We start from the raw sequence: 25,409 nt of genomic DNA, 5'->3' as shown, positions 1-25,409 counted from the left end.
GAATTGAAGTGGCCGGGATCATGGCACTATCCAGAAAGTCTGGCACCCTTAAAGAACTATGCAGCAACTACCGTCCCCCCAGGTTCTCACCGAACTATTGCCCCCCGTCATCTTTGAACTGGGACAGCGATTCGTCGACTCCGGTTTTGAACTCTCCCTGGTGGGAGGCCCGGTGCGGGACCTCTTTCTCGGCAGGGTGTCCCCGGACCTGGACTTCACCACCAGCGCCTCTCCTGACGAAACCCTGGCCGTGGTGGCCGGGTGGGCGGATGCCACCTGGGAAGTGGGACGCGCCTTCGGCACCATCGCCTTGCGCAAGGACCAGCACACCATCGAGGTGACGACCTACCGGGCCGATGCGTACGACCCGTCCTCGCGCAAGCCCATCGTCGCCTTCGGGGACAAGCTCGAAGACGACTTGTACCGCCGCGACTTCACCATGAACGCCATGGCCCTGCGCCTGCCGAACCTGGAACTGGTGGACCCCTACAACGGGGCCGTCGACCTGGCCGCCGGCGAGGTGCGCACGCCCGGGGCACCCTCGATGTCCTTCTCCGACGACCCGCTGCGCATGATGCGTGCGGCACGTTTCGCCTCCCAGCTGGGAATCGACGTGGCCGCCGACGTCCGGGCTGCCATGGCGGAAATGGCCGAACGCATCAAGATCATCTCGGCCGAGCGGGTCAGGGATGAACTGGTCAAGCTCATCAACGGCGCCAACCCGCGCGCGGGCATCGACCTGCTGGTGGACACCGGCCTGGCCGACATCGTGCTCCCGGAGGTCTCCGCCCTGCGCCTTGAGATCGACGAGCACCACCGCCACAAGGACGTCTACCAGCACTCCCTGACGGTGCTCGAACAGGCCATGGAACTGGAAAGCGATGCCGACGGACCGGTTCCCGGACCCGACTTCGTGCTGCGCTTCGCGGCCCTCATGCATGACATCGGCAAGCCGGCCACCCGCAAGTTCGAGCCCAACGGGGCTGTCAGCTTCCGCCACCACGACGTGGTCGGCGCCAAGCAGGTCAAGGCGCGCATGCGCGCCCTGCGCTTCGACAACGACTCCATCAAGGCCGTCGCCCGGTTGGTCGAGCTGCACATGCGCTTCTACGGATACGGCGATGCCGGATGGAGCGATTCGGCGGTGCGCCGCTACGTCCACGACGCCGGGGACTTGCTGGAGCGCCTGCACCGGTTGACCCGTTCCGATGTCACCACCCGCAACCGCAAGAAGGCCGACCGGCTCAGCTTCGCCTACGACGATCTCGAGGCCCGCATCGTCGAGATCAGCGAGCAGGAGGAAATGGCGGCCGTGCGCCCGGACCTCAACGGGCAGCAGATCATGGAGCTGCTGGAAATCAAGCCCGGCCCGGTGGTGGGACGCGCCTACAACTTCCTGCTGGAACGCCGCCTGGACAACGGCCCGATCGACCGGGACGAAGCGGTAACCGTGCTTCGCGAGTGGTGGGCGCAGCAGCCGGAGTCAACCGAGCAGTAGTCCGAGCAGGATTTCGGGGCCTTGTTCCGGCGTGTCGTCAGCAACACGCCGAAACGGGGTCCTTTCTTTAAAGTTTTCCCAAATTGATGTGGCGTAATGGCGCATTGTTGTGTATCGTGGAACCTGTGATTGAGAAGTCTCAATGAGACATCGAGATCGAATAGACAATATTGGCGCCAGGATTTTCTGGCATGTTCTTCCAGAAAAGGAGGTGGGAATGATGATTAATTCAATGAATTTCGGCGGCTTCTATGTGCCCCGTCATGGCTTCGGCGGCTCTACCGCCCGAGCAACTTCCCCCGCCTCCGGAACGGCGCCCTGCTAGTACTTCCCTAGCTTTTCAAAGTTCCCGAGGCTGATGAGTCATTAATCGACCAAATCCTTGAGGAACTTTCGTCATGTCTACCCAGATCTCTTCGATCACCACCCAGGCTGCTCGCTCCGCCGAACTCATATTCGCCGGACCGGAAGCGTTGCACGCCCGCACCACTCGGCCGGCCGAACAAGCCGCCTTCCGCACCTCCAACAAGGTTGAGGGGAGGTAACCACCGTGGCTGCAAAAAACCGAAAGCCAAAGAACAAGGCTTGGCTTCAGACGCAGTTCAACCCGGACAACCGGGATCGTGAACTACGTAACCACCTTCCGATGGACATGGTCTTCCGCGTGCGGTGAGTGGATTAGGATCGGGCATCCACAGCCGATCCGGAATTCGACTCATTCACCGAACAGGAGCAAGACCCATGGAAACAACTGAAACCCACAGTGCAAAGCCCGCCGGCTTCACCGGCGGGCTTTGCCTCTTAAACGAACGTTTCGCTTGGCTCTGCCGAGTCTATGTCCGTGCCCGGGTCCAGCTGCGCGCGCCAGTGGCGCAGAAACGCCAGCCCCGCATGGTCGTGGATGACCTCGTTGCCCAGGCCAAGGTCTCCGGCCGTGAGCACAGGGTACGGTTTTCCTGACGGAATTCCGTCGCCCGGGCGTACATCCACGTGGCTAACCTCATGCCCGTGCGCGGCCAGCCAATCGGCCATGGCGTAGTCCGTGCGCGAATCGCCGACGGTGAACCACGCTGTGGGCACAATCCCGTCGGAGGCCAAGAGTTCCACGGTGCGCCTGGCACCGAGATCCTTGCCCAGTGCCACCGATTCGATGTCCGTGGAAATGATGGTTGGATCCACTCGGTATTCGATCCCGCTGTTGGCGCCCGGCAGGCGGAGCTCGAGGCGCTCAACACCAAGCCCCAGACGAGTCATCGCTTTGATGGCGGCCGCGTCAAAATCAGCCTGGACGCGTCGGTAGTCGGTGTTGTCGGCGTGGATGTGCTGCTCGACGGAGACCATGGCGCGCTTGGTCTCGTCAAAAAACATGTGCGAGCTGAAGGATGAAGCCACCAGCTCGCGAATCTCTTCCGAGTAATACCCCGGAACCGCCAGTTCGTGGTCAACATGAACCTCGTCCGCGCCTGTCGAGTCGAAGGTGAACCATGTGGCACCCTTCTCGCATATCGCGTGGATCTTCAACGTCGAGGGCATTCCCGCCGCGATCATGGGCTCCATCACCTGCTGCTTGATGAAATCATCTGATCGCCCCGTGTTGAAGACCACGGGAATTCCGGAGACTGCAAGATCCAGGAGCAGCGCAATGATTTCCGGGGCGACGTCGCGGGTCACTGGCGAGGCGATCGGGCCGTCGACATCGAGAAGCAAGGCAAATGGCGGTGTTGTGGGCATGTTGTTCATTCTCCCATCGCACCGTTGCGGAACGGAATCGCCGCAAGTCCACCGTCGGATGGCTGCCGGCACGGTCGAAAAAATAGTTATCCACAGATTCGGAAAACCTGTACGACGGGGCCAATGGAATTTCTAGGATGGGTCCATGATGACGGGAAAACGGACATATGCCGTGGCAATCGGGTTGTGTTGTGTTGGATTGGCGCTCGGTTCCTGCACCCAGGGACCGGACGCCGTGGATGCGGGAGCCGCCGAATCCGGCGTTGCTGCACCGCCGGCTCCTGGGCAGGATGCTGCGGTCGAACAGGCCGAACGCCGGATCATGATGGTCAAGCCCTCGTGGAGCGTGAAGATGAAGGTGCTGGACCGCCCTCGGGTGGTCAAGGGGGTAGCGGTAGTGCTCTCTGAAGGCACGAAGGGGCTCGAACTGACCGGGTTGAAGGGTGCCACCGGGAAGAAACTCTGGAGGGTGCCGGTGGATCCGGGGTGGGTGCCCAGTGGCGTGAACATGGGAGTGGAACTCAGCAAGACCGAAAAGGGCAGGAACGTGGCATTGTTCCTGCAAAAGTCGAAACCACGCGATGGCTGGGGCGGCGATGTCTGGACCAAGCCGGTTGCCGTGGATGTCGTTTCCGGAAAGGTGCTCTACCAGGGCCCCGCACAGCTGGTCAGGTCCAGGCCGGAGGCCTGTCCGGACGGCAAAGACATGTGCTATCTCTCCCTCAAGCCGGAGATCGATGACGAGCAGCGGATGCGTGTGGACCTCGACCGCGGAATCCAGCGGACGTTGACGCCCCAGCACAAGCTGGGGGATTCCATCTTCCCGATCTCCGGAGGGGAACTCTACGTCCACTACAGCGGGAACAAGAGCAACCTCATGCGGCTCAACGGAGACAAAAAACTGTGGGGCCTGTCGTTGGCCAAGGTGATGGGACCGGCCCACACACCTGGCCAGGGGTGGACTATGGACTATTCGGAAAAGCTCGGGGTCTTCGCAGGCTGGATCGGTCGCAATTACAAGGAAACCAAGGACAAAAAGGGCAACGTTGTTGCCCGGGAGTCGGACTTCAGGCAGGAAATGATGATCGGCCTCGACGCCAAGAGCGGCAAGACCTTGTGGAAGGCCAAGGGCGCCACTACCTTCTGTCTGCCTCCCATGGGCACAACACACACGGTGCTTGATGGCGGAAAATCCTTTCCCGTCAGGTGCGTATTCGATTCGGGCATATTGAAGGAGTCCAAAAAGACCACGAGCAGGCTGGAGAACGGAAAACTGCACCTTGAGGGCTACGACCCGAGCACCGGGAAAGTCATCTGGAAGACCAAAAGCTATGTGGTGGTCACCGACGTCGATGTTGCCCATGCCCCGGACGACGGCGGGGCGAGCCTGCTCCTGGCCAAGGAAAAGAAGCCCACACTGCTCGACACCCAGACGGGAGAGACCCGGATCGTCGCCCCGGGGGAACGCTTCCTCTGCACCGATGGGGCAAATTACTCCAAGCCACGGGACGGAACCGGAGGGACGCTGCTCTTCCCGTGCGGAGCGGACGGGAAGAAGGCCAAAGGCGTCAGTGCCGGCGCCATTGACGCCCAGGGTGGCGAAGGAAGCCATGTTGTTCTTGGTTTCGCCGACACGGTCTCCGGATATCGTGTGGAGGCACGCTCCGATTAGCCCCCCACGGCCCGCATTCGGGACGTTTGCAGCATTGCGGTGATAGCTTGAAGGGGAATCAAGGAAAACCAAAAACCTTGGTCTTCCTCATCCCCCGAATACCGGGAATCCAGATAGGGGACACACGATGACAGCGACGCCTGAAACCGACATGAGTGATCTAGCGATTGCCTCACGGGCCGTGCTCAAGCCCATTTCCGAAATCGCAGCGACGGCGGGTATCCCGGAGGACGCCCTCGAGGCCTACGGCCGGTACAAGGCCAAGGTTGACCCGGCACTCTTGACGGCACGCGGCGTGAAGCCAGGAAAAGTGGTCTTGGTCAGCGGCATTTCCCCAACCCCTGCCGGTGAAGGGAAGTCCACCATGGTGGTGGGCCTGGGGGATGCACTGGCCGCCACCGGGACCAAGACCATGATTGCCCTGCGCGAACCGTCCCTGGGACCGATCTTCGGTATGAAGGGCGGAGCCACAGGCGGAGGATATTCGCAGGTCCTGCCCATGGATGAAATCAACATGCATTTCACCGGGGACTTCCACGCGATCACCAGCGCGAACAACCTGTTGATGGCGCTGATCGACAACCACCTGCACCAAGGCAATGCACTGGGCATTGATCCTCGCCGCATCACGTTCAAGCGCGTCCTGGACATGAACGACCGCGCGTTGCGCAACATCGTCATCGGCCTTGGCGGCCCGACCGAAGGCGTCCCGCGGGAAACGGGTTTCGAGATCACCGTGGCCTCGGAGGTCATGGCGGTCTTCTGTCTGGCCAACGGCCTCGAGGACCTGCGCGCCCGGCTCGGCCGCATGACCATCGGGTACACCTACGGCAAGACCCCGGTCACGGTCGATGACTTGGGCGCCGCCGGCGCCATGGCCATGCTGCTCAAGGAAGCGATCAAACCCAACCTTGTCCAGACCATGGCCGGCACGCCCGCCTTCATCCACGGAGGCCCGTTCGCCAACATCGCCCACGGCTGCAACTCGGCCATAGCCACCAACACCGCCCGCTCGCTGGCCGACGTGGTGGTGACCGAGGCCGGCTTCGGCGCGGACCTCGGTGCCGAGAAGTTCATGGACATCAAGGCCCGCTATGCGGGCTGCAACCCCGACGCCGTCGTCTTGGTCGCCACCATCCGGGCACTGAAGATGCACGGGGGAGTGGCAAGGGACGGTCTCAAGGAGGAAAACGCCGAGGCCGTGCGCCTGGGCATGGCAAACCTCGCCCGGCATGCCTCGAACATCAAGAAATTCGGGATCCAACCGGTCATCGGCCTGAACAAGTTCACCGCCGACACCGACGGCGAACTCGCGGTTGTCACCGACTGGGCCGCCGCAAACGGCATCGAATGCGCCGTGGCCGATGTCTGGGGCCAAGGCGGTGCCGGGGCCGAGGAATTGGCCGCCGCGGTCCTGCGGGCCATTGAAGCACCGAGCAACTTCGCCCCGCTCTACGAATTGGATCAGCCTGTCGAAGACAAGATCCTGACCGTGGTCCGCGAGATCTACGGAGGAGACGGTGTCGAGTACTCGGCCGGGGCCAAGCGGATGCTTGAGCAAATCCATGCCAACGGTTGGGACAACCTTCCGGTGTGCATGGCCAAGACCCAATACTCGTTCTCCGACGACCCCACGCTCCTGGGGGCCCCCGAGGGGTTCACGCTGCAAGTCCGGGACCTCATCCCCAAGACCGGTGCCGGTTTCATCGTGGCGATCACCGGGGCGATCATGACCATGCCTGGCCTTCCCAAGATCCCGGCCGCCATGCACATGGATGTCGACGAAAACGGAAACGCAGTGGGCCTGTCATAGGGCACCTGCAGCGCAGCAACGGCGAGGTGCCCTGAAACCCGCAAGAGCAAGCTTAAATGCCGAAGCCACCACAGAGGTGGCGGCTTCGGCATGTGGCCCCCGGGATGCGGGGCGCGAAGTGCTTAGCGTTCGATGTCGCCGCGGATGAAGGCCTCGACCTTTTCCTTGGCGATGTCGTCGTTGAACTGCTCCGGCGGGGACTTCATGAAGTAGGACGACGCCGAGAGGATCGGTCCGCCGATGCCGCGGTCAAGGGCGATCTTGGCGGCGCGCACGGCATCGATGATGACGCCGGCGGAGTTCGGGGAATCCCACACCTCGAGCTTGTACTCCAGGGACACCGGGGCGTCGCCGAAGTTGCGGCCCTCAAGGCGCACGAACGCCCACTTGCGGTCATCGAGCCAGGCGACGTAGTCGGACGGGCCGATGTGCACGTCGTCCGCTTCCAGCTTGGCCGAGGTGTTGGAGGTGACGGCCTGGGTCTTGGAGATCTTCTTGGATTCCAGGCGGTCGCGCTCAAGCATGTTCTTGAAGTCCATGTTGCCGCCGACGTTCAGCTGGTAGGTGCGGTCCAGGACCACGCCGCGGTCCTCGAACAGCTTGGCCATCACGCGGTGGGTGATGGTGGCGCCGATCTGGGACTTGATGTCGTCGCCCACGATCGGGACACCCGCAGCGGTGAACTTGTCGGCCCAATCCTTGGTTCCGGCAATGAACACCGGCAGGGCGTTGACGAAGCCCACGCCGGCGTCGATGCATGCCTGGGCGTAGAACTTGGCCGCCGCGTCGGAACCGACAGGCAGGTAGCAAACCAGCACGTCGACCTTGGCGTCCTTCAGTGCCGCAACCATGTCCACCGGATCGGCGGAGGATTCGGTGATGGTCTCGCGGTAGTACTTGCCCAGGCCGTCAAGGGTGTGGCCGCGCTGCACGGTGATGCCCGTGGTGGCAACATCGGCGATCTTGATGGTGTTGTTCTCGGAAGCAAGGATGGCGTCGGCCAAATCCAGTCCGACCTTCTTCTCATCCACATCGAAGGCCGCAACGAACTGCACGTCGTTGACGTGGTACTTGCCGAACTGGACGTGCATCAGTCCGGGAACGGTGGCCTGCGGGTCCGCGTCACGGTAGTACTGGACACCCTGGACCAACGACGTGGCGCAGTTGCCCACGCCTACGATTGCAACCCGAATCGGATTTTCCGACAACTTGTCTCCTCAAAATCAAAAACTTCCAGGCAGGGGAAGACCCGCCGCCCGGCACACTTTCAATGCTAAGTGAGAAGCCGTGCCGGTTATTCCCCAACGGGTGCCGCGAGGGTGCGGGCGGGCCCCCGATCAGGTCCGGGAACCCCGTTCGCTCAGCCACCAACGCCGGATCCGCAACAGCACTGCCAGCGCCGGACGCGGCAAGGTGGTGCGGACCCGCTGCCGGAAAGCGACCTCCTTCACCATTGCCAATTGCGCATCTGACGTGGTCAATGTCTGGTTCGCGGCGCGCTGCGCGTAATGCGCCAGGGCCGAGGCGAACTCCGGGCCGCGACGGTGGAAGTAGTTCTCGCGCAACCACGCACGATTCGGGAAAGAAAAGTGCAACGAAGCCGCGTCATCTAGGGTTCCGAGCAGGCCCGAACCACGGAAAACCGAGTTGAGCATCGCATCATTGAGCCCGAAGTCGGTCAGCACCAACACCGGCAGCCCGCGGTCCACCGCCTCCAGGGCCGCGGTGGAAGAGACCGTCAGCAATGCCGACCCGGGAGCCAGCGAGTTCTCCATGGGACCGGTCACGAACTCCACATGCCCGTTCCCGACCTTCCCCGCGGCGACCAGCTCCTCCCACAGGCTGTCGTAGGGGTGGGCCTCGAGGTGGGTCTGGGGTTCGCCGGCCCGGGCACGGAGCTTGGCCACGACCCGCACCGCCGGGTTCAGCCTGGCCACCTGTTCCAGGGCCAACAGGATCTCCTCGCGCTCGGCCCGCTGCACCGGGACCTTGGCCTGGGCCGCGAACACCACGGTGTCGATGGGGATTGGCGCCGGCTGCGGGAACCCCGCGGTCTTCAGGAACGGCAGCTTGGAGACCAGCACGTCGGGGCGGTGTCCGGTTTCCGCCTCGGCCAGCTGCAGGAATTCGCGGGCCTCGGCATGGGAATGCACGATGAACGCATCTCCGCTGCGCCGGTAGGCCCAGCCCTTGGTGGTTGCCGGGTAGGCGACGCCGGGCAACGCCGAGATCAGTGCGGAGGGACGCACCGTGGTGGCCCTCGAGCGCAGGAGCTTGGTGAAGAGCTCGCTGACCACCGGTCCGGTGGCCGCGGCAAAGATGATGTGCGCATCCAGCGAGCGGTAGTCCAGGGCGGCGCGCGGCAGCACCGGGATATGCACGTCCTGGAAGCAGGTGCCCGCCGTGGCCGCGGCGACCTGCTCGGGCGTGGGGGCGATGGGGGTGCGCACCAGCACCACGCGGCGGTCCCAGTCCGGCCCCAGTGCATCCAGCGTGGTGCAGGCGAGCTTGAGGTAGGAATCCGAGTCGGCCACCGCAACGATGCTGGGCCTGGAAGCGGGTGTGTTCATGTGGGCAGCAGCTCCAGGGACGAGGATAGGTGGGAACGAAGTTCTTCCGTGGCGGCGGGCTTCCACCAGGCTCCGGGAACCTGCTTGCCGATGATCCGCACGCCCGATCCGCCCAGCAACAGCCGCAACGAGGGCAGTGCGGTGGAGGGCAGGGCACGGACCACCTGGCCGCGGCGCAGGGCGCGCAGCCGCATCTCGATGGGGATGGTGTGCTCGCGCACCGCGATCTTCTGGTGCGCGGCCAGCAGCTCGAGGAATTCCGGGGACTCGCGGCGATGGGGGAAATAGGCGACCGGCCCGTCCAAGGTCAGCGAATGCAGCCAGCGGAAGTACGGGTCCGGGTGGATCAGCCCGTCGGCGGCCATCGCGGAGCCGACCACCACGGTGGGTTCGGCGATCCGCTCGGCCACCGGCTGGGTGTTCAGCCACTCGAAGCGGTGCGATTCCAGGTGTCCGCCCAGGTCGCGGAACCTGCGCGCCACCTCCGGATCCACCGGCAGGGCGGTGAAGACCAGCAGCCGGCCGGCCCGCGCCAGGGCGCGCAGCCGGTACCAGCTGGCAACCCCCAGCGCGCGGCGCGCAGGGTTGGGATTGGAGCGCGGGCGCACCAGCGCCGTCGGTTCGCTCGCCACCAGCGCCCGGATCAGCCCGAGCGTGGCCAGCCCGTCGTCGATGACCACGATTTCCTGCACCGCGATGTGGCCCAGCAGGGCGCGCTGGACCCGGCCCGAGTACGCGTCCCCGGTCACCCAGCGCCGCGCGCCGGCCGATCCCGGGGCCGGGGGCACCTGCGTGGAGGGCGCGAACTCCACGCCCGCCGGGGCTTGGGCGATCAGCGTGGACAGCGTGGCATCCAGCGTCGTGGTGCCCCCGCGCGGGTGGATGCGGCTGGAAGTGCCCAGCAGCCCGGCCCCGTGCGCCTCGATGGCGGAGAGCAGCTGCAGCGGGGATTCGACCCAGACCTCGGCGTGGCCGAAGCGGGGCCGGGCCACGGCGGAATCCGCCCGGTACTCAACGTGAGGCACGGGAGGCTCCCTCCTGCAGCGTGCGTGCCAGGCGCTGCAGCGAGCGGGTCCCGACGCGCAGCGCGCGGCGCTGCAGCCGGCGGCCCCAGTGGCGGCGCCGCCGCGGGTGCGCCCAGTGCGGGGGAAGATCCAGTGCGGCCAGCCGGCGGCGCTTGAAGTGGGCGCCGAAACGCGAATAGTTCGCCTCCAGGAACGCCGCAGCCTCCTCGCGCAGCCCGGGCAGGTTCTCGTATTGCATGCAGTAGGCGACCGCGCGCAACAGGGGCGTGAGCTCGTCGTTCGGCCCCGCTTCGGCGGGCGTTCGGAGCTTCTGGACGAGCAGGGCATCGACGATCGAGACGGGGATGCGGTTGGAATTCTGGTAGGGGCTCAGTTCCTGCAGCAGCTCCCCGGTGCCCACGGCGATGACGGGGGTGCCGAGCATGTACTTGGCGCTCATCAGTGCCGTGGAGAAGCAGGAGATGACCACCAGCGGCTTCATGAGCGTGATGACGGTTTCGGCCAGCAGGTCGGTCTGAAGGATCCGGAACCTCAGGCCCAGGGATTCGGCGCGGGCCCGCAGCTGCAGCGCGGCCGTGGGCCCCGAGCTCGGGTGCGGCTTGAAAACCACTTCCGACGCCCCGGCCTCGCGGGCGGCCAGCAGCATGCCGTGGTGCAGCTCGAGTTCCGCGGCCGCGTCGAGGATGCCCAGCGAACCCAGGTACTGGCCCACCACCAGGGCGGCGCCGGGGGGCAGATCCAGCTCGGCGGGATCCAGGCCCGCTGCCAGTTCGGCAAAGACGGCGGCCAGCGACTCGAGGCCCAGGACCTTGCGTTGCACCGGGGCCTCGAGCAGCAGCATGGGCTCCAGGCCCGGGACCAGGTCGATGTGGATGGTCTCGCGCAGGCGCTGGAGCATCTGCATCGACTGCTTGTTGCGGGTGGGGCCGTAGGACATCAGTCCGTCCGAGTGCACCGAGATCGGGGCGTCGAAGAAGATCCGGGCCATTGCCTGGGCCGGGTTCACCTGGATGGATTCGAGCACCAGGGAAACCTGCTCCTCGCCGAGGTCCCAGCGGTGGCGCAACAGCTTCTCGAAGAGCGGAAGCTCCTCGTTCCGGGGGTTGAATTGCCCGGGGCGGCGCGGCCACAGCAGCTCGCCGAGGTCCACCACGTCGTCGAAGCGCGCGGCCAGGGCATCGAACCCCGGGTTCTCCCGCAGCGGGGTGGTGATTTCGGGCATCTGGCTGCCGTTGGCCAGCACCAGGACGCGGCGGTCGGCGTCCGGGAGCAGGCCCGCATCGACCATCGCTGCCAGCGAGACGACCTGGAAGTAGGCGGAAGCCTGGACAAGTTGGATCATTTGCTTTTCCCCTTGGCCGCGGCGGAGGCCAGCAGGCCGGTCAATGTCTTGCGGCGCTTGGCGTCGATTTGGGCCAACCCGTCATCCAGCAGCGGCGCGGGTATGGCTGCGAGCCGCTGCGCAATGCCCTCGCGCAGGGACTGGCGCAGGGCGGGAGGGAACTGGGCAGAGCGGCCCAGGTGGTGGCAGGAAATGGCGAGGAACTGGCGCAACGCCTTGGGCCCGTGGGCCTCGTGCGCCGGGTCGCCCAGCACCATGTCCAGGATCCCGGCGAAGGCGTCAAGGAAGTCCAGCTGGCGGTCGTCGAAGACCTGGGTGAGCGAGCCGGGCAGCCCGCGCCGGTAGAAGATCCCGTGGGCGTTGAGCACCGCGTAGCTTTTCGCCTTCAGGGCAAGCTCCCAGAGCCAGGGCCGGTCCTCACAGGTGCGCAGCTCCTCGTTGAAGCGCGGCGCGGCGGAGCTCAGCACCTCGGCGCGGTACATGCCCGCCCAGACCAGCGGGTAGTCGATCATGGTCGCGGTGTGGATGGGCGAGATGTCCTCGGCCGGGTCCAACACGACGTTTCGGTTCGCCTGCGGCGCCCGGTACAGGGTCCGGTTCCCGCCGGTCACCCGCACGTGGTCGCAGCGCACGTAGTCCACGTCCAGTTCCTCAAGCCCTTCGGCCAGCTGCGCCAGGTGTCTGGGGGCAAACCAGTCGTCGGGATCCAGGAACACCACGAATTCGCCGCTGGCGTTTTCCAGCCCGGTGTTGCGGGCGGCGGACACCCCGCGGTTGGCCGCGTGGGTGATGATCTTCAGGCCCGGGACACGTGCGCCGAACTCCGCGGCGATCGCCGCGGTGGCATCGGTGGAGGCGTCATCGACCACCAGGACTTCCAGGTCCCGTCCCTTCAGTTGTTGACGGGCCAGGGACGCCAGGGTGTCGCCAATGAAATCCTGCTGGTTCATCGCGGGGATGATGACGCTGATGCGCCCGGGGATGCGGGACACGGCGGGGGGAATCTCGGTGGTGGAAGGCATGGGGATCTCGGGATGGTCCTTAAGTCTGGGAAAGCCGGTCGGCGGCGCTTGGCCGCCCAATGCCGTTGGGGTGCCCGCCGGAAGGCGGACACCCCAACGGTCCTGATGCTATGCGGAAAGGCTGAGGATCAGGCGTCGACGCGGCGCAGGCGGGACAGCGGTGCCAGCTCGCCCGGGAAGACCTTCTTGACGCCGTCGCCCATGGCCTGCTCGAGGATGCGGATGTCGCGGATCAGTGCCTCGAAGCCCTTCGGCTCCAGCGAGGAGGCCTGGTCGGAGCCCCACATGGTGCGGTCAAGGGTGATGTGGCGCTCGACGGTGACGGCGCCCAGGGCGACGGCAGCCAGCGAGATCTGCAGGCCGCGCTCGTGGCCCGAGTAGCCGACCGGCACCTGGTAGCGCTCCTGCAGCGTGGTGATCATGCGCAGGTTGGCCTCTTCGGGAGGCAGCGGGTAGGTGGAGGTTGCGTGCATCATGACCAGCTTGTCGGTGCCGAGGGTTTCCACGGCCTTGTCGATCTGCTCGATCGTGGACATGCCGGTGGAGAGGATGATCGGCTTGCCGGTCTCGGCCAGGGCCTTGAGCAGCTCGAGGTCGGTGACCGAGGCGGAGGCGACCTTGTGGGTCACGGCGCCCTGCTCTTCCATGAATTCGACCGAGGGCACGTCCCACGGGGAGGCGAAGGCGTGCAGGCCCTGTGCGGCGGCGTAGCGGATCAGTTCCTTGTACTGGGCGGCATCGAACTCGACGCGGTAGCGGTAGTCCAGGTAGGTCATGTCGCCCCACGGGGTGGAGCGGATCTTGTCGCGCATGTCCATCGGCGTGGAGATGTCCGGGGTGCGCTTCTGGAACTTCACGGCGTTGGCGCCGGCCTTGGCGGAGACGTCGATGAGCTGCTTGGCGATCTCCATGTCGCCGTTGTGGTTGATGCCGATCTCGCCAATGACGTAGACCTGCTGGCCGGTTCCCAGGATCTGCTCGCCGATGGCGACGGGTGCGGTTTCGGTGGTGGTGATAGTCATGGGGGACTTGCCTTTCATCGTTTGCCGGACCGTTCGGGGATTGAATGGGTGAAGGTCTCGGTGAGGATTGGTGGAAAACTGTGGGGCCTAGTGGGCCAGGGATGGTTCCAGGGGCCCGGATGCCGGGGCGGAGGCCGCCACGGTGCTTGGGGTGGTGATGCCGGCCAGGATGAGGTCGGCCGCCTCGCGGACCGCGCCGTGGCCGCCGTTGGTGGAAAGCCGGTGCCGGGCCGCGGCGTGGACCGAATCGCGGGCGTCGGCCACGGTCAGCGGCCAGCCGACCTGGCTCATGGCGTCCAGGTCGTTCACGTCGTTGCCCAGGTAGGCGACGCGTGCCGGGTCCAGGCCGCGCTCGGCGATCCATTGGTTCAGCACGGTGGCCTTGTCCGTCACGGATTGGGCGACGTCCACGCCAAGCTTGGCGGCCCGGGCGGTGACCACGGGGTTGGTTTCGGTGGAAAGGATCAGCAGGTGGATTCCGGCCTTCTTCAGCAGGGAGATGCCCATGCCGTCGGAACGGGAGACGCGCACCGCTTCGGTGCCGTCCTGGCTGAGGTAGGCGGTGTCTTCGGTGTGGACGCCGTCGAAGTCGGTGACCAGTGCGTCCACGTCGATCCCTGCGGCGGGCGTGTTGCCTGACAGCCGCCAGCGGGCCAACTCCAGGTCCGCCTCGGTGTCGATGTCGATGCCGTGCTCCTCGGGAACCCGGGCCAGGGCCAGGGACCCGAAGAAGCGATGCTCCGCCTCCAGGAACCCGGCGGTGTCCATGACGTAGAACGCCCCGGTTTCGCGGAAGCGCGGCTCGCGGTCCTGCCGGCGCGGACGCCGGGCGGCGTCGTGGCCGCTGGCATGGGCAACACCGGTCTCGTCGCAGCTCCAGTGGAACCCGTGGTCCGGGACCACCGCGAAGCTCACGTCCGCCGCTCCGCTGGCGACCGTGGTGATGGCCCCCTGCAGGTCCGCCGGGTCGATGACCGGCGAGGTGCATTGGATGAAGACGGTGATTTGGGGGAGTACGTCCAGGGTGCCCAGGGCGTGCAACAACACCGATTCGCTGCTTGCGGTATCACCGGCGATATCTGCCGGGCGGTCGATGACTGTCGCACCGTGGGCCAGGGCCTCGGCCTTGATCTCCGGGTGGTCCGTGCTGACCACGACGTCGAGAACTGACGGCGTGGCAAACGCGGATTCAATGGCCCGTGCCAACAAGGTTTGGCCGCCGATCCTGCGCAGGTTTTTTAGCTTGATCCCTTTCGATCCTCCACGTGCCGGGATGATGACCAGGGTTTTTGCTTCACTGTTCGTGCTCACAACCAAAGACGCTATCGGCGCGAATCAACCAGTTGGCCGCATTCAGGTTAACGGCAGGCGACAACTGCAAGACCAATGGGTGCGGGGCTGTTGGGGCATGGACGTAGAGTGGCTCCATGGGTGGATGCGAGGACCGAATATCGCTGCGTGGCTTGGTGCTTTCCGATGCCGCCACCATGGCGCAATGGGCAGCGGACCCGGAGTTTTGCCGCGCCGCGGGATGGTCGACGGACCTGGAGCCGCGGGCCCACCTGGAATTCCAGCGCGGCATCGTGCTCGATCCCCCGGCCGACCTGGTGCGGCTCGGAGTCGAGTTTTCCGGAGGCCTGGTCGGCTACGTGGACCTGCACGGCATCGAGCCGCGGCGTCGCGAACTGGGGTTCTTGATCGGTGAACGCCGGCTGTGGTGCAGGGGACTGGGGCGCAGGGCCGCCGCCGCGGCCCTGGAGCACGGTTTTGTCCGGTTGGGCCTGGATGAAATCTGGGCCGAGGCACTGGAAGCGAATGCTGGTTCGCTGCGCATATTGCGCGGACTCGGCTTCAGGTCCACCGGCACGGGGTGCACGGAGGACTACCTGGGCGTTCCCGGCGTGTACCGACGTTTCGCGCTTTCCGCCGGGGACTGGGCCGCTGGGGACCGGGATCCCGCACTGTATCTATGATGGAAGGGCCCAAGTATCGTCGACAGCAAGGAACAACGTGAGCGACAAAGTGCTGGCAGACCCGCTGGCCTTGGAGAACCAGGTCTGTTTCGCCCTGTCGCTGGCCTCGCGCAGCGTGATTGCGGCCTACCGGCCGGTCCTTGAACCGTTGGGCCTGACCCACCCGCAGTACCTGGTCATGCTGACCCTGTGGGAACACGAGCCGCTGTCGATCAAGGAACTGAGCGCGCTGCTTCACCTGGACCCGGGAACGCTCTCGCCGCTGGTCAAGCGGATCGAGGCGCTGGGCTATGTGCAACGCAGCCGGAGCGCCACCGACGAGCGGATCCTGCAGGTCGTCCTGACCGAGAAGGGCAGGGCCGCGCGCGAGGTGGCCCTCGAGATCCCCAAGGAAATGATGCGGCGCCTGGACGTTGACGCCGAGGAGCTCAATGCGCTGCACGGAACCATGAAGAAGCTCATTGCTGCCGCCACGAGGTCCCAGCACTAGGTCGCTCGTTCGGTCGGGAGGAGCGCCTGGCCAATTAGTTGGTGCACCAATCGTTCGAATACAATTGAAGGTGACAGCCGCGCGTCCGCGGAGAATCCGCCACGCAGCAGCAGCGCGGATCCCCACAGAAAGAGACCGAACACCATGAGCGACAAGAGACTGCCCATCGTCAAGGACACCACCGGGCTGAGCCTCGTCTACCGCGCCCTGTGGCGCCTGCAGTTCGTGGGGTTCTTCTTCTTCGGCCCTGCCGAGCTTCCCCCGCACCGCGACCCGAAGGAAAAGCTGAAGCGCGAGCGCGCCCGGAAGGTACTTGCCGCGCACGAAGCTGCCGGAACCCAGGCACCCGACGAGGTCATCGCAACCGCCAACCGCTGATCCGCGGATTTCGCGCAACCCACAGCTCGACGCAGGGGAAACGCAACTTTGTGCATGCTTTGTTGAGCCTGCGCTGCACCGGCGGCAAAACCTCAAGAGTGGCCCGAAGGCCCTTGAGCCGCCTGCGGAAAGCTTGGCGCAAGTTTGCAAAAAAGATGCTCCCTTCCTTGCAGTTCAACCCGGAGAGTTGATCCTGCACCGGCCGCTGGGGCCGGCGCAGGACTCTTCGAGGATTGCACCATGAACAAGATGACCAAAGGCGCACTCGCAACCGGCCTCGGCGTGGCCCTGCTGCTTGGCGGAGGCGGAACACTCGCCGTCTGGAACACCACGGTTGAAGCCAACGCCGGGAAGATCGTCACCGGCGACCTGCAGCTGACAGCGGGCCAGGGGACTTGGAGCAACGCTTCCGGCCAGGCAATCGACCCTGCCACCTACAAGGTGGTCCCGGGAGACGAGCTGCGCTTCTCCCAGCCCGTCACCGTGAAGCTCACGGGTGACCAAATGCGTGCCTCCCTCACCGTTTCCGACAAGCTCGGTTCCACGGCCTCCTACCTGAGCGTGGCGAACCCGGTCCTCACCGATGGACACGGTGCCACCGTTCCCGCTGAACTGCTCCCGGCATCCAGCGGCGTCTACACCGCCTCGGTGCTCGTGACGTTCCCGGCATCGACCACCGGCACCACGGGCGCCGAGGCCACCAACGACCTGGGCAAGATCGGCTTCAAGCTGGAGCAGAAGGCCCCGACGAGCCCCACTCCCTAGGCAACGAGGCAGATCCGGAACGACGGGGCACCGCAATGGGGACAAGAACCGTACTGAAAGCCGGGGCGCTTCTGGCCATCGCCGCCATCCTGGGCCTTGGCGCAGTGCAGGGCACGCTGGCCGCCTGGAATGCGGCGACCGCTTCGAAAGCCCAGACCGTCACCACCGCCCGGTTCTCCCTGTCCATCAAGGCGGCGGACGCCGCGGCGCAACAGCTGTCCGTCTCCGGGCAGGAAGTGTCGCTCCCCGGAGCCACCGGCCTGCTGCCCGGAACTTCCCGCACCACGGCCCTGACGCTGACCAACACGTCAGACGCGGGCAGCGGGTTGCTGGCGGCCACGGTGGAGGTCGGGAGCCCCAGGGCTTCCGGGGCCCTGGCGGCCTACCTCGGCACCGAGATCTACCGCGCCCAGGGCACCGATTGCTCGGTGGCCGCCGCACCAAGCCAGCTGAAGCTGGCCCAGGGCAAAAGTGCCGTGCTGTGCCTGCGCACCACGCTGGCCGGCAACGCGCCCGCAACGCTCGGGGGAGCGGGCGCGAAAATCACCTTTGTCCTGGGTTCCACCCAAGACCCCTGATCCACCCGGCCACGAATTCAATGAGGTTCCCCGCCATGACCCGGCATCCTTCGTCACCCCGATCTTCTTCCGCTTCCACGCCCCTGCGCCGGGCGGGAACCGCGGCCAGCTTCGTGCTGCTGGTGGCCGCGGCCCTGGCCGCGCTGGTGCTCGTCGTGGTTCCGCTGCTGACCGGATCCCAGACCTACTCCGTGCTGACCAGCTCCATGAAGCCGAACTACGGTCCCGGGACCCTGCTGGTCGTCAAGCCCGCACCCCATGAATCCCTGAAGGTGGGCGACGTGGTGACCTACCAGGTGGAATCCGGGCGCCCGGATGTCATCACCCACCGCATCGAGGCCATCGCCGCCGACCAGGACGGCCACCGGACGCTGGTGACCAAGGGAGACAACAACGACGTCGCCGACGAGTTGCCCGTCACCGAGGTGCAGGTCCGCGGAAAGCTGTCCTATGCCGTCCCCTATGCCGGGTTCGCGGCCAATTGGCTGGGCACCCAGGACCGCGGCGCGGCCGGCCGGATTGCCGCGGCGGGACTCATCGGGTACGGGGTGCTCACCATGATCCTCGGTCTGCGTGCCCGCCGGCGCGCGGCAACAAACAACGCCGCATCCCGCGGCCCAGACAAGGTTCCGGCATGAGGGCCGGGCGCGTGCCGGGCCTGCGCCCGGCGGCCATCGCCTTTGCGGCGGCGGTGGTCCTGGGGCTTGGTGCCACCGGTGCCCAGGCGTTGTGGTCGCTGGGGGGCACCGTCTCCACCGACGTCACGGCCGGCGCCTGGGCACCGCAGGGTGTCGTTGCCGCGACGGTGTCCTGCTCCCGCACGGACGGCAGCTCCCATTCGGACCTGACCCTTACCTGGGCCGCGGTGGATGCCTCCGGGTATTCGGTGAAAGCGGTCCGCAACGCGGTGGCCGTGGTCGAGACCACCTCGGCAACCACCGCCACGCTGCGCCTGCCACGCACCTCGCTTTCGGCCCGGGATGTGTTTGCCGTGAGCATCACGCCCAGCGCGTCCAGGCTTGAGGGCCCCGCGGCGCACATCGACGCCGTATTGACCCCTGCGGCACAGGGTGCAAGGGTCGAGTGCACGCCGGCCAAGTAGCCGGCCGCCAGCACCGGGCTACGCGCCGATGTAGGCGGCCAGGTGCTTTCCGGTCAGCGTGGAGCGATCCGCCACCAAATCCGCCGGGGTTCCCTCAAAGACGATGCTGCCGCCGTCGTGGCCGGCCCCCGGGCCCAGGTCGATGATCCAGTCCGCGTGGGCCATGACCGCCTGGTGGTGCTCGATCACGATGACCGACTTGCCCGCTTCGACCAAGCGGTCCAGCAGGCCCAGCAGCTGCTGGACGTCGGCCAGGTGCAGGCCCGTGGTCGGCTCGTCCAGGACGTAGGTCCCGCCCTTCTCGCCCATGTGCGTGGCCAGCTTCAGGCGCTGGCGCTCGCCGCCGGAGAGCGTGGTAAGTGGCTGCCCCAGGCTCAGGTAGCCCAGGCCCACCTCGACCAGCCGGGTGATGATCTTGTGCGCGGCCGGTAGCTTTGCCTCTCCTTGCGCGAAGAACTCCTGCGCCTGTGACGCCGACATCGCCAGCACCTCGGAGATGTCCTTGCCGCCCAGGTGGTACTCCAGCACCATCGAATCGAAGCGCTTGCCCTCGCACTCCTCGCAGGTGCTCGAGACCCCGGCCATCATGCCCAGGTCGGTGTAGATGACCCCGGCGCCGTTGCAGGTGGGGCAGGCGCCCTCGGAGTTCGCGCTGAACAGCGCCGGCTTCACGCCGTTGGCCTTCGCGAAGGCCTTGCGGATCGGCTCCAGCAACCCGGTGTAGGTGGCCGGGTTGGACCGCCGCGAGCCCTTGATCGCGCCCTGGTCCACCGTGATGACTCCCTCGCGGCCGGACACCGAGCCGCGGATCAGCGAGCTTTTGCCCGACCCGGCGACCCCGGTCAGCACCGTGAGCACGCCCAGCGGGATATCCACGTCCACGTTCTTGAGGTTGTTGGTGTTGGCCCCGCGGACCTCGAGCGCTTCGGACCAGGTGCGGACCGTTTCCTTCAGCGTCGCGCGGTCATCGAGGTGGCGCCCGGTGATGGTGTCCGAATCGCGCAGGCCGGCCACGGTGCCCTCGTACATCAGCTGTCCGCCGGCGGACCCGGCCTTCGGGCCCAGGTCCACCACGTGGTCGGCGATGGCGATGGCCTCGGGCTTGTGCTCGACGACCAGCACCGTGTTGCCCTTGTCGCGCAGGGCCAGAAGCAGCTCGTTCATCTTGTCGATGTCGTGCGGGTGCAGCCCGATGGTCGGCTCGTCAAAGACGTAGGTGACATCGGTCAGCGAGGAGCCCAGGTGGCGGATCATCTTGGTGCGCTGCGCCTCGCCGCCCGAGAGCGTGCCCGAGGGACGTTCCAGGGAGAGGTAGCCCAGCCCGATGTCCACGAAGGAATCCAGGGTGTCGCCGAGCGCCTCCAGCAGCGGGGCCACCGAGGGTTCGTTGAGCCCGCGCACCCACCCGGCCAGGTCGCTGATCTGCATGGCGCAGGCGTCCGCGATGGACTTGCCCTCGATCTTCGAGTTGCGGGCGTGCTCGGCCAGGCGCGTGCCGCCGCAGGCGGGGCAGGCGGTGAAGGTCACGGCGCGTTCCACGAAGGCGCGGATGTGCGGCTGCATGGCCTCGAGGTCCTTGGCCAAGTGCGACTTCTGCAGTTTCGGGATCACGCCCTCGTAGGTGAGGTTGATGCCCTCGACCTTGATCTTGGTCGGCTCCTTGTACAGCAGGTCGTGCAGCTCGTCCTTGGTGTACTTGGCCAGCTTCTTGTCCATGTCGAAGAACCCGGAACCGGAGAAGATGCGCCCGTACCAGCCGTCCATGGAGTATCCCGGGACGGTCAGGGCGCCCTCGGCCAGAGACTTGGTCTCGTCGAAGAGTGCGGCGAGGTTGAAGCCGTTGACCTGGCCGCGGCCCTCGCACTCGGGGCACATGCCGCCGGTGATGGAGAAGGAACGCCGTTCCTTGATCTTCTTCCCGCCCTTTTCGACGGTGACCGCGCCGGCCCCGGAGACCGAGGGGACGTTGAAGGAGTAGGCCTGCGGGGAACCGATGTGCGGTTGCGCCAGTCGGGAAAAGACGATGCGCAGCATCGCGTTGGCGTCGGTGACGGTGCCGACCGTGGAGCGCGGGTTGGCGCCCAGGCGTTCCTGGTCCACCAGGATCGCGGTGGTCAGCCCCTCGAGGGTGTCGACCTCGGGGCGGGCCAGGGTGGGCATGAAGCCCTGCACGAACGCGGAGTAGGTCTCGTTGATCATGCGCTGGGACTCGGCGGCGATGGTGCCGAAGACCAGCGAGGACTTCCCGGAGCCGGAGACCCCGGTGAACACCGTGAGGCGGCGCTTGGGGATCTCGACGCTGATGTCCTTGAGGTTGTTCACCCGTGCCCCGCGCACGCGGATCACCTCGTGGCTGTCCGCGGCGTGCACCGCTGCTGGCTTGTTGGCGGTCATCTCGCTGGTCATCGCTTTTCCCCTTAGTGCCGATTCCGCGTCGGCGGAACTCCCGTGCCTACACTATCGCCCCGGTGCCGGCTTGGGCTTCTTGAAAACTGCTGCACCGTACCGAATCCTGCCTGCAGCCGCTCAGCCGAGTTCCGGCAACCTGGAAAGCAATGCCCGGGCCGCCTCGGTCGGATCGTCGGCATCGGTGATCGCGCGCACCACCACGATGCGCGAGGCACCGGCGGCAACGACCTGCTCCACGTTGGGGAGGTCGATCCCGCCGATGGCGAACCACGGCTTGGCCGTGCCCAGGGACGCGGCGTGCTCGACCATTTCCAGGCCGACCGCGGCGCGCCCGGGCTTGGTCGGGGTGGCCCACAACGGGCCGACGCAGAAGTAGTCGGTGTTCGCATCGGCGGCCGCCGCGGTGATCTGCGCGGCATCGTGGCTCGAGAGCCCAACGATGGCCGAAGGGCCCACCAGGGACCTGGCGGCGCGCAGCGGCAGGTCCTTCTGCCCCACGTGGAACACCGGTGCACCGGAGAGCAGAGCCAAGTCCGCGCGGTCGTTCACCGACCACAGCTTGCCGGACTGCTCGGCCACCTCGCGCAGCACGCCGAGCAATTCCAGCTCTTGCGCGGCGTCCAGGGCCTTGTCGCGCAGCTGGATGACGTCCACCCCGCCGGCATAGGCTGCGCGCAGGAAATCGGCGAAATCCCCGCGTTCCGTGCGCGCATCGGTGCACAAATACAGGCGGGCGGAGGCGATGCCCGGAGCGGTCAAGACGGCTGCGGTGTCATCTGTGGCGGTGATGTGGCTCATATCCCCTACACTAGCTTCTGTACCGCGGGAGCCAGGAAAGCTGGCTGAGAGGGCGCCGATTGCGCCGACCGACAGACGCCGCCCGAACTCCGGGGGCGTGGAACCTGATCCGGCTCATACCGGCGTAGGGAAGGAGACCTCGATGTCGTGCACCGTGCCCGACCCCCTAAATGCACACGACTTGTCCACCGACGTGGCCGTCATCGGCGGTGGAATCATCGGCCTGGGCATCGCCCTTCAAGCCCAGCGTGCCGGGCATAGTGTCACGCTCATCGACCCGGCCCCCGGAACCGGGGCGACCTTCGCCGCGGCGGGCATGCTGGCGCCGGTCAGCGAGCTGCACTACCAGGAAGAAAACCTGCTCCCGCTGACCCTGGCCTCCGCGGCGCTCTGGCCCGGCTTCATCCAGGCACTGGCCGAAGACGGGTACCCGGAGACCGGGTTCCGCTCCACGCCCACGCTGGCCCTGGGCGCGGATGCCGCGGACCGCACGGCGCTTGCCGACCTGCGCGAGGCCCAAACTCGCCAGGGGCTCGACGTGGCGCCGCTGACCATCCGCGAGGCCCGGAAACGCGAACCGCTGCTCTCCCCGAACCTTGGCGCCGCCCACCTGATCGCCCATGACCACCAGGTCGACCCCCGGGCCGTGGCCGCCGCCATCGAGGCCCGGCTGGTCGCCGCCGGGGCGGAGGGCCAGGACCACACCGTGGTGCGTGCCCGGGCCACCGCCCTGCTGCACGAGGACCCGTTCGACACCCGGTCCCGGACCTGCGGGGTGCTGCTGGATGACGGGCGGGTTGTCCGCGCCCGTGAGGTCGTCGTCGCCAACGGAATGGGTGCCGCGGGCCTCGGCGGCCTGCCCGAGGGGCTGGTTCTGCAGCTGCGCCCGGTGCACGGGGACATCCTGCGGCTGCGCGTCCCCGCGCACCTGCAACCGCTGTGCACCGCCACGCTGCGCGGGATGGTCCGCGGGTTGCCGGTCTATGTGGTTCCGCGCAACGACGGCACCGTGGTCATCGGCGCCAGCTCCCGCGAGGACGGCTCGGCCGGCGTCAATGCCGGATCGGTGCACCAGCTGCTGCGCGACGCCCAGGTGCTGCTGCCCGCTGTCGCGGAACTCGAACTCATCGAAACCACCGCCCGCGCCCGCCCCGGAACCCCGGACAACGCGCCGCTGTTGGGCCGCGTCGCGGCAAGCGACGGAACAGAGGTGCCCGGGCTGGTCATCGCCACCGGGTTCTTCCGGCACGGCGTGCTGCTGACCCCCATAGCCGCCCTCATCACCACCCAATTGCTGGCAGGGGTGCGCGATCCCGCCTGGGACCGCTTCCGCCCCGACCGCTTCTCGCCCGCACTGCAACCCCAGGAGATTCCATGAGCACCATCCAACTCAACGGCGCCACCCACCCGCTGGCCGCCGGCACCACGCTGTCCCAGCTGGTCGCGACGGTCACCGGCCGCGAGCTGCTTCCCACCGGCAAGCCCGCTGACGGCGGCCGGCTCGGCGTTGCGGTCGCCCGCAACTCCGGGATCGTCCCGCGCAGCCAGTGGTCGGCCACGGCACTCGAACTCAATGACGACATCGAGATCGTCACCGCCGTCCAGGGCGGCTGAAACACCCCCGTATTTGACCCCGACGTTTGAGAAGGAATCGAAGCACCATGACCCAAACACTCACGCAAACCGACCCGCTGGTCATCGACGGCATCCCCCTGGGCTCCCGGCTCATCATGGGCACCGGAGGGGCACCGAGCCTGGACGGGCTGGGTGCCGCACTCGTGGCCTCCGGCACCGAGCTGACCACCGTCGCCATGCGCCGCTACAGCGCACCGGCCGCCGGCTCCACCGGAGGAACCAACCTCTTTGACCTGCTGATTGAAAACAACATCCGCGTGCTGCCCAACACCGCCGGCTGCTTCACCGCCCGCGAGGCGCTGATGACCGCCGAGCTGGGGCGCGAAGCCCTGGAAACCGACTGGGTCAAGCTCGAGGTGATCGCCGACGAGCACACGCTGCTGCCCGACGCAGTGGAACTCGTCGAGGCCACCGAGGCCCTTGTGGCACGCGGCTTCAAGGTCTTCGCCTACACCAACGACGACCCGGTGCTCGCGCTGCGCCTCGAGCAGCTCGGGGCCGCGGCCGTGATGCCGCTGGGAGCCCCGATCGGCACCGGGCTGGGGATCCTGAACCCGCACAACATCGAATTGATCGTCTCGCGGGCCTCGGTGCCGGTCATCCTGGACGCCGGGATCGGCACGGCCTCCGATGCCGCACTGGCCATGGAGCTGGGGTGCGACGCGGTGCTGCTTGCCTCGGCGGTGACCCGCGCCCAGGACCCGGTAGCCATGGCACAGGCCTTTAGACATGCGGTCATTGGTGGAAGACTGGCGGCACAAGCAGGGCGCATCCCGAGGCGCACCCACGCCTTGGCATCCTCCGCCATGGAGGGACGCCCGGATCTGTAAGAACCGGAACTCGAAGGAGCACATCATGCCCGCAAAAGACGTTCTGACCACGGAACAAGTCCATGCCAACCTCACCGCGCTGCCGCAGTGGCGCTACGGCCAAGGCGCGCTGCGCACCGCGCTGAAGTGCGAGTCCTCGGCCTCGGCGCTGGCATTGTTCGCCACCATCGGGGCCCTGGCGCAGGAAGCCAACCACCACCCGGACATCGACTGGCGCTACAACACGTTGTTCATCACGCTGACCTCGCACGACGCCGGCAGCAAGGTGACCGCACGCGACGCTGCGCTGGCCCGGTCGATTTCCGCCGAGGCGACCAGCGCGGGGGCCGACGCGAAGCCCGAGCTCCTGCACACCGTGGAAATCGCCATCGACACCGACGACGTGGATGCCATTTCGGAGTCCTGGCGCCTGGCCCTGGGCTACAAGCGGCAGGAAGACGGCAGCATCACCGATCCCTTCGGGCGCGGGCCGGGCCTCTGGTTCCAGAAAACCACCACGCCCAACGCCAACCGCTTGCACCTGGACATCACCGTGCCCTTCAGCGAAAGCGCGTCGATCCTCGACGGACTGGAAGCCACCGGGGCGAGCCTCGAGACCGGGGCGGCACCCAGGTTCGTGGTGGCCACCGATGCCCAGGGAAACCGCTTCTGCATCTGCACGGAAGAGGGCCGCGAGGTCGAATGATGGCTGCATAGCCGTTTCGGGCCAAGCTGGATATCCATTGATGCTCGCCAAATTGGTCATTGGCAACGATG

The 25,409-nt window shown here is 66.5% G+C and carries 25 protein-coding genes; 15 read left to right on the top strand and 10 right to left on the bottom strand.

The genetic code is table 11. The features are described 5' to 3' along the window. Positions 1–58 precede the first annotated feature (58 nt). Together FPY90_RS14285 and FPY90_RS14280 are read left to right on the top strand one after the other, a co-directional pair. Complete coding sequence (locus FPY90_RS14285; RefSeq protein WP_071213620.1) at positions 59–1,498, top strand: CCA tRNA nucleotidyltransferase; 1,440 nt, start codon at positions 59–61, stop codon at positions 1,496–1,498. Between the two features lie 398 nt (positions 1,499–1,896). Further along, positions 1,897–2,043 carry a hypothetical protein gene (locus tag FPY90_RS14280; RefSeq protein ID WP_175475394.1) on the top strand — a complete coding sequence of 49 codons (147 nt, stop codon included), beginning with the start codon at positions 1,897–1,899 and terminating at the stop codon, positions 2,041–2,043. A 256-nt stretch (positions 2,044–2,299) separates the two neighbouring features. Here FPY90_RS14280 and FPY90_RS14275 read toward each other — a convergent pair whose 3' ends face one another. Further along, positions 2,300–3,229 (bottom strand): Cof-type HAD-IIB family hydrolase, encoded by a 930-nt coding sequence (locus FPY90_RS14275; protein ID WP_286135267.1) that lies wholly within the window; start codon positions 3,227–3,229, stop codon positions 2,300–2,302. A gap of 145 nt (positions 3,230–3,374) precedes the next feature. On the opposite strand from FPY90_RS14275, the gene FPY90_RS14270 reads away from it, so the two are divergent. After that, entirely contained in the window at positions 3,375–4,901 is a 1,527-nt protein-coding gene (locus FPY90_RS14270; RefSeq protein WP_139194734.1) for a hypothetical protein, read from the top strand. Positions 4,902–5,028: 127 nt separating this feature from the next. Next, on the top strand, positions 5,029–6,714 hold the full coding sequence (locus FPY90_RS14265; RefSeq protein ID WP_071213623.1) for a formate--tetrahydrofolate ligase: 1,686 nt from the start codon (positions 5,029–5,031) through the stop codon (positions 6,712–6,714). A 122-nt stretch (positions 6,715–6,836) separates the two neighbouring features. On the opposite strand, the gene FPY90_RS14260 is transcribed toward FPY90_RS14265, so the two are convergent. The 7 genes from FPY90_RS14260 to FPY90_RS14230 form a co-directional block, all read right to left on the bottom strand. After that, positions 6,837–7,922, bottom strand: coding sequence for an inositol-3-phosphate synthase (locus FPY90_RS14260; protein ID WP_071213624.1), 1,086 nt, complete (start codon positions 7,920–7,922; stop codon positions 6,837–6,839). 129 nt (positions 7,923–8,051) lie between these two features. Beyond that, positions 8,052–9,284, bottom strand: coding sequence for a DUF6716 putative glycosyltransferase (locus FPY90_RS14255; protein ID WP_071213625.1), 1,233 nt, complete (start codon positions 9,282–9,284; stop codon positions 8,052–8,054). Beyond that, positions 9,281–10,309 carry a hypothetical protein gene (locus FPY90_RS14250; RefSeq protein ID WP_071213626.1) on the bottom strand — a complete coding sequence of 343 codons (1,029 nt, stop codon included), beginning with the start codon at positions 10,307–10,309 and terminating at the stop codon, positions 9,281–9,283. The genes FPY90_RS14255 and FPY90_RS14250 overlap by 4 nt, the downstream gene beginning before the upstream one ends. Beyond that, a complete protein-coding gene (locus FPY90_RS14245; RefSeq protein WP_071213627.1) occupies positions 10,296–11,651 on the bottom strand; it encodes a polysialyltransferase family glycosyltransferase in 1,356 nt (451 codons plus the stop codon). The genes FPY90_RS14250 and FPY90_RS14245 overlap by 14 nt, the downstream gene beginning before the upstream one ends. Then, positions 11,648–12,673, bottom strand: a complete 1,026-nt coding sequence (locus FPY90_RS14240) for a glycosyltransferase family 2 protein (protein WP_083411017.1) — start codon at positions 12,671–12,673, stop codon at positions 11,648–11,650. The genes FPY90_RS14245 and FPY90_RS14240 overlap by 4 nt, the downstream gene beginning before the upstream one ends. A gap of 128 nt (positions 12,674–12,801) precedes the next feature. Continuing rightward, positions 12,802–13,695 carry an N-acetylneuraminate synthase family protein gene (locus FPY90_RS14235; protein WP_071213628.1) on the bottom strand — a complete coding sequence of 298 codons (894 nt, stop codon included), beginning with the start codon at positions 13,693–13,695 and terminating at the stop codon, positions 12,802–12,804. An 87-nt stretch (positions 13,696–13,782) separates the two neighbouring features. Continuing rightward, positions 13,783–15,006 (bottom strand): acylneuraminate cytidylyltransferase, encoded by a 1,224-nt coding sequence (locus FPY90_RS14230; RefSeq protein ID WP_286135268.1) that lies wholly within the window; start codon positions 15,004–15,006, stop codon positions 13,783–13,785. A 116-nt stretch (positions 15,007–15,122) separates the two neighbouring features. Here FPY90_RS14230 and FPY90_RS14225 point away from each other — a divergent pair, with 116 nt between their 5' ends. From FPY90_RS14225 to FPY90_RS14195, 7 genes are all read left to right on the top strand, one after another. Next, positions 15,123–15,668, top strand: a complete 546-nt coding sequence (locus tag FPY90_RS14225; RefSeq protein WP_083411018.1) for a GNAT family N-acetyltransferase — start codon at positions 15,123–15,125, stop codon at positions 15,666–15,668. 37 nt (positions 15,669–15,705) lie between these two features. Beyond that, positions 15,706–16,158, top strand: a complete 453-nt coding sequence (locus tag FPY90_RS14220; protein ID WP_071213630.1) for a MarR family winged helix-turn-helix transcriptional regulator — start codon at positions 15,706–15,708, stop codon at positions 16,156–16,158. Between the two features lie 144 nt (positions 16,159–16,302). Beyond that, entirely contained in the window at positions 16,303–16,536 is a 234-nt protein-coding gene (locus FPY90_RS14215; RefSeq protein ID WP_071213631.1) for a hypothetical protein, read from the top strand. A 240-nt stretch (positions 16,537–16,776) separates the two neighbouring features. Beyond that, positions 16,777–17,301 carry an alternate-type signal peptide domain-containing protein gene (locus tag FPY90_RS14210; protein ID WP_071213632.1) on the top strand — a complete coding sequence of 175 codons (525 nt, stop codon included), beginning with the start codon at positions 16,777–16,779 and terminating at the stop codon, positions 17,299–17,301. A gap of 35 nt (positions 17,302–17,336) precedes the next feature. After that, positions 17,337–17,879 carry a hypothetical protein gene (locus FPY90_RS14205; protein ID WP_498681720.1) on the top strand — a complete coding sequence of 181 codons (543 nt, stop codon included), beginning with the start codon at positions 17,337–17,339 and terminating at the stop codon, positions 17,877–17,879. Positions 17,880–17,914: 35 nt separating this feature from the next. Beyond that, positions 17,915–18,517 carry a signal peptidase I gene (locus FPY90_RS14200; protein ID WP_071213634.1) on the top strand — a complete coding sequence of 201 codons (603 nt, stop codon included), beginning with the start codon at positions 17,915–17,917 and terminating at the stop codon, positions 18,515–18,517. After that, a complete protein-coding gene (locus tag FPY90_RS14195; RefSeq protein ID WP_071213635.1) occupies positions 18,514–18,981 on the top strand; it encodes a hypothetical protein in 468 nt (155 codons plus the stop codon). The genes FPY90_RS14200 and FPY90_RS14195 overlap by 4 nt, the downstream gene beginning before the upstream one ends. An 18-nt stretch (positions 18,982–18,999) precedes the next feature. On the opposite strand, the gene FPY90_RS14190 is transcribed toward FPY90_RS14195, so the two are convergent. Beyond that, a complete protein-coding gene (locus FPY90_RS14190; RefSeq protein ID WP_071213636.1) occupies positions 19,000–21,387 on the bottom strand; it encodes an ATP-binding cassette domain-containing protein in 2,388 nt (795 codons plus the stop codon). Positions 21,388–21,507: 120 nt separating this feature from the next. Continuing rightward, positions 21,508–22,188: a thiamine phosphate synthase gene (gene thiE / locus FPY90_RS14185; protein WP_175475395.1), complete on the bottom strand. Its 681-nt coding sequence runs from the start codon at positions 22,186–22,188 to the stop codon at positions 21,508–21,510. 142 nt (positions 22,189–22,330) lie between these two features. On the opposite strand from thiE, the gene thiO reads away from it, so the two are divergent. Genes thiO through FPY90_RS14165 form a run of 4 tightly spaced genes read left to right on the top strand, consistent with a single transcriptional unit; the run spans position 22,331 to position 25,338 of the window. Beyond that, positions 22,331–23,566 carry a glycine oxidase ThiO gene (gene thiO, locus FPY90_RS14180; RefSeq protein ID WP_071213847.1) on the top strand — a complete coding sequence of 412 codons (1,236 nt, stop codon included), beginning with the start codon at positions 22,331–22,333 and terminating at the stop codon, positions 23,564–23,566. Further along, a complete protein-coding gene (gene thiS / locus FPY90_RS14175) occupies positions 23,563–23,802 on the top strand; it encodes a sulfur carrier protein ThiS (RefSeq protein ID WP_071213637.1) in 240 nt (79 codons plus the stop codon). The genes thiO and thiS overlap by 4 nt, the downstream gene beginning before the upstream one ends. Before the next feature lie 47 nt (positions 23,803–23,849). Continuing rightward, on the top strand, positions 23,850–24,653 hold the full coding sequence (locus tag FPY90_RS14170) for a thiazole synthase (protein ID WP_071213638.1): 804 nt from the start codon (positions 23,850–23,852) through the stop codon (positions 24,651–24,653). Positions 24,654–24,678: 25 nt separating this feature from the next. Beyond that, positions 24,679–25,338, top strand: a complete 660-nt coding sequence (locus tag FPY90_RS14165; protein ID WP_071213639.1) for a 4a-hydroxytetrahydrobiopterin dehydratase — start codon at positions 24,679–24,681, stop codon at positions 25,336–25,338. Positions 25,339–25,409 lie beyond the last annotated feature (71 nt).

This window comes from Arthrobacter sp. C2 (assembly GCA_024207135.1).
In the GTDB taxonomy this organism is placed as follows: domain Bacteria; phylum Actinomycetota; class Actinomycetes; order Actinomycetales; family Micrococcaceae; genus Paeniglutamicibacter.
This window is presented reverse-complemented; position numbering and strand designations above follow the sequence as displayed.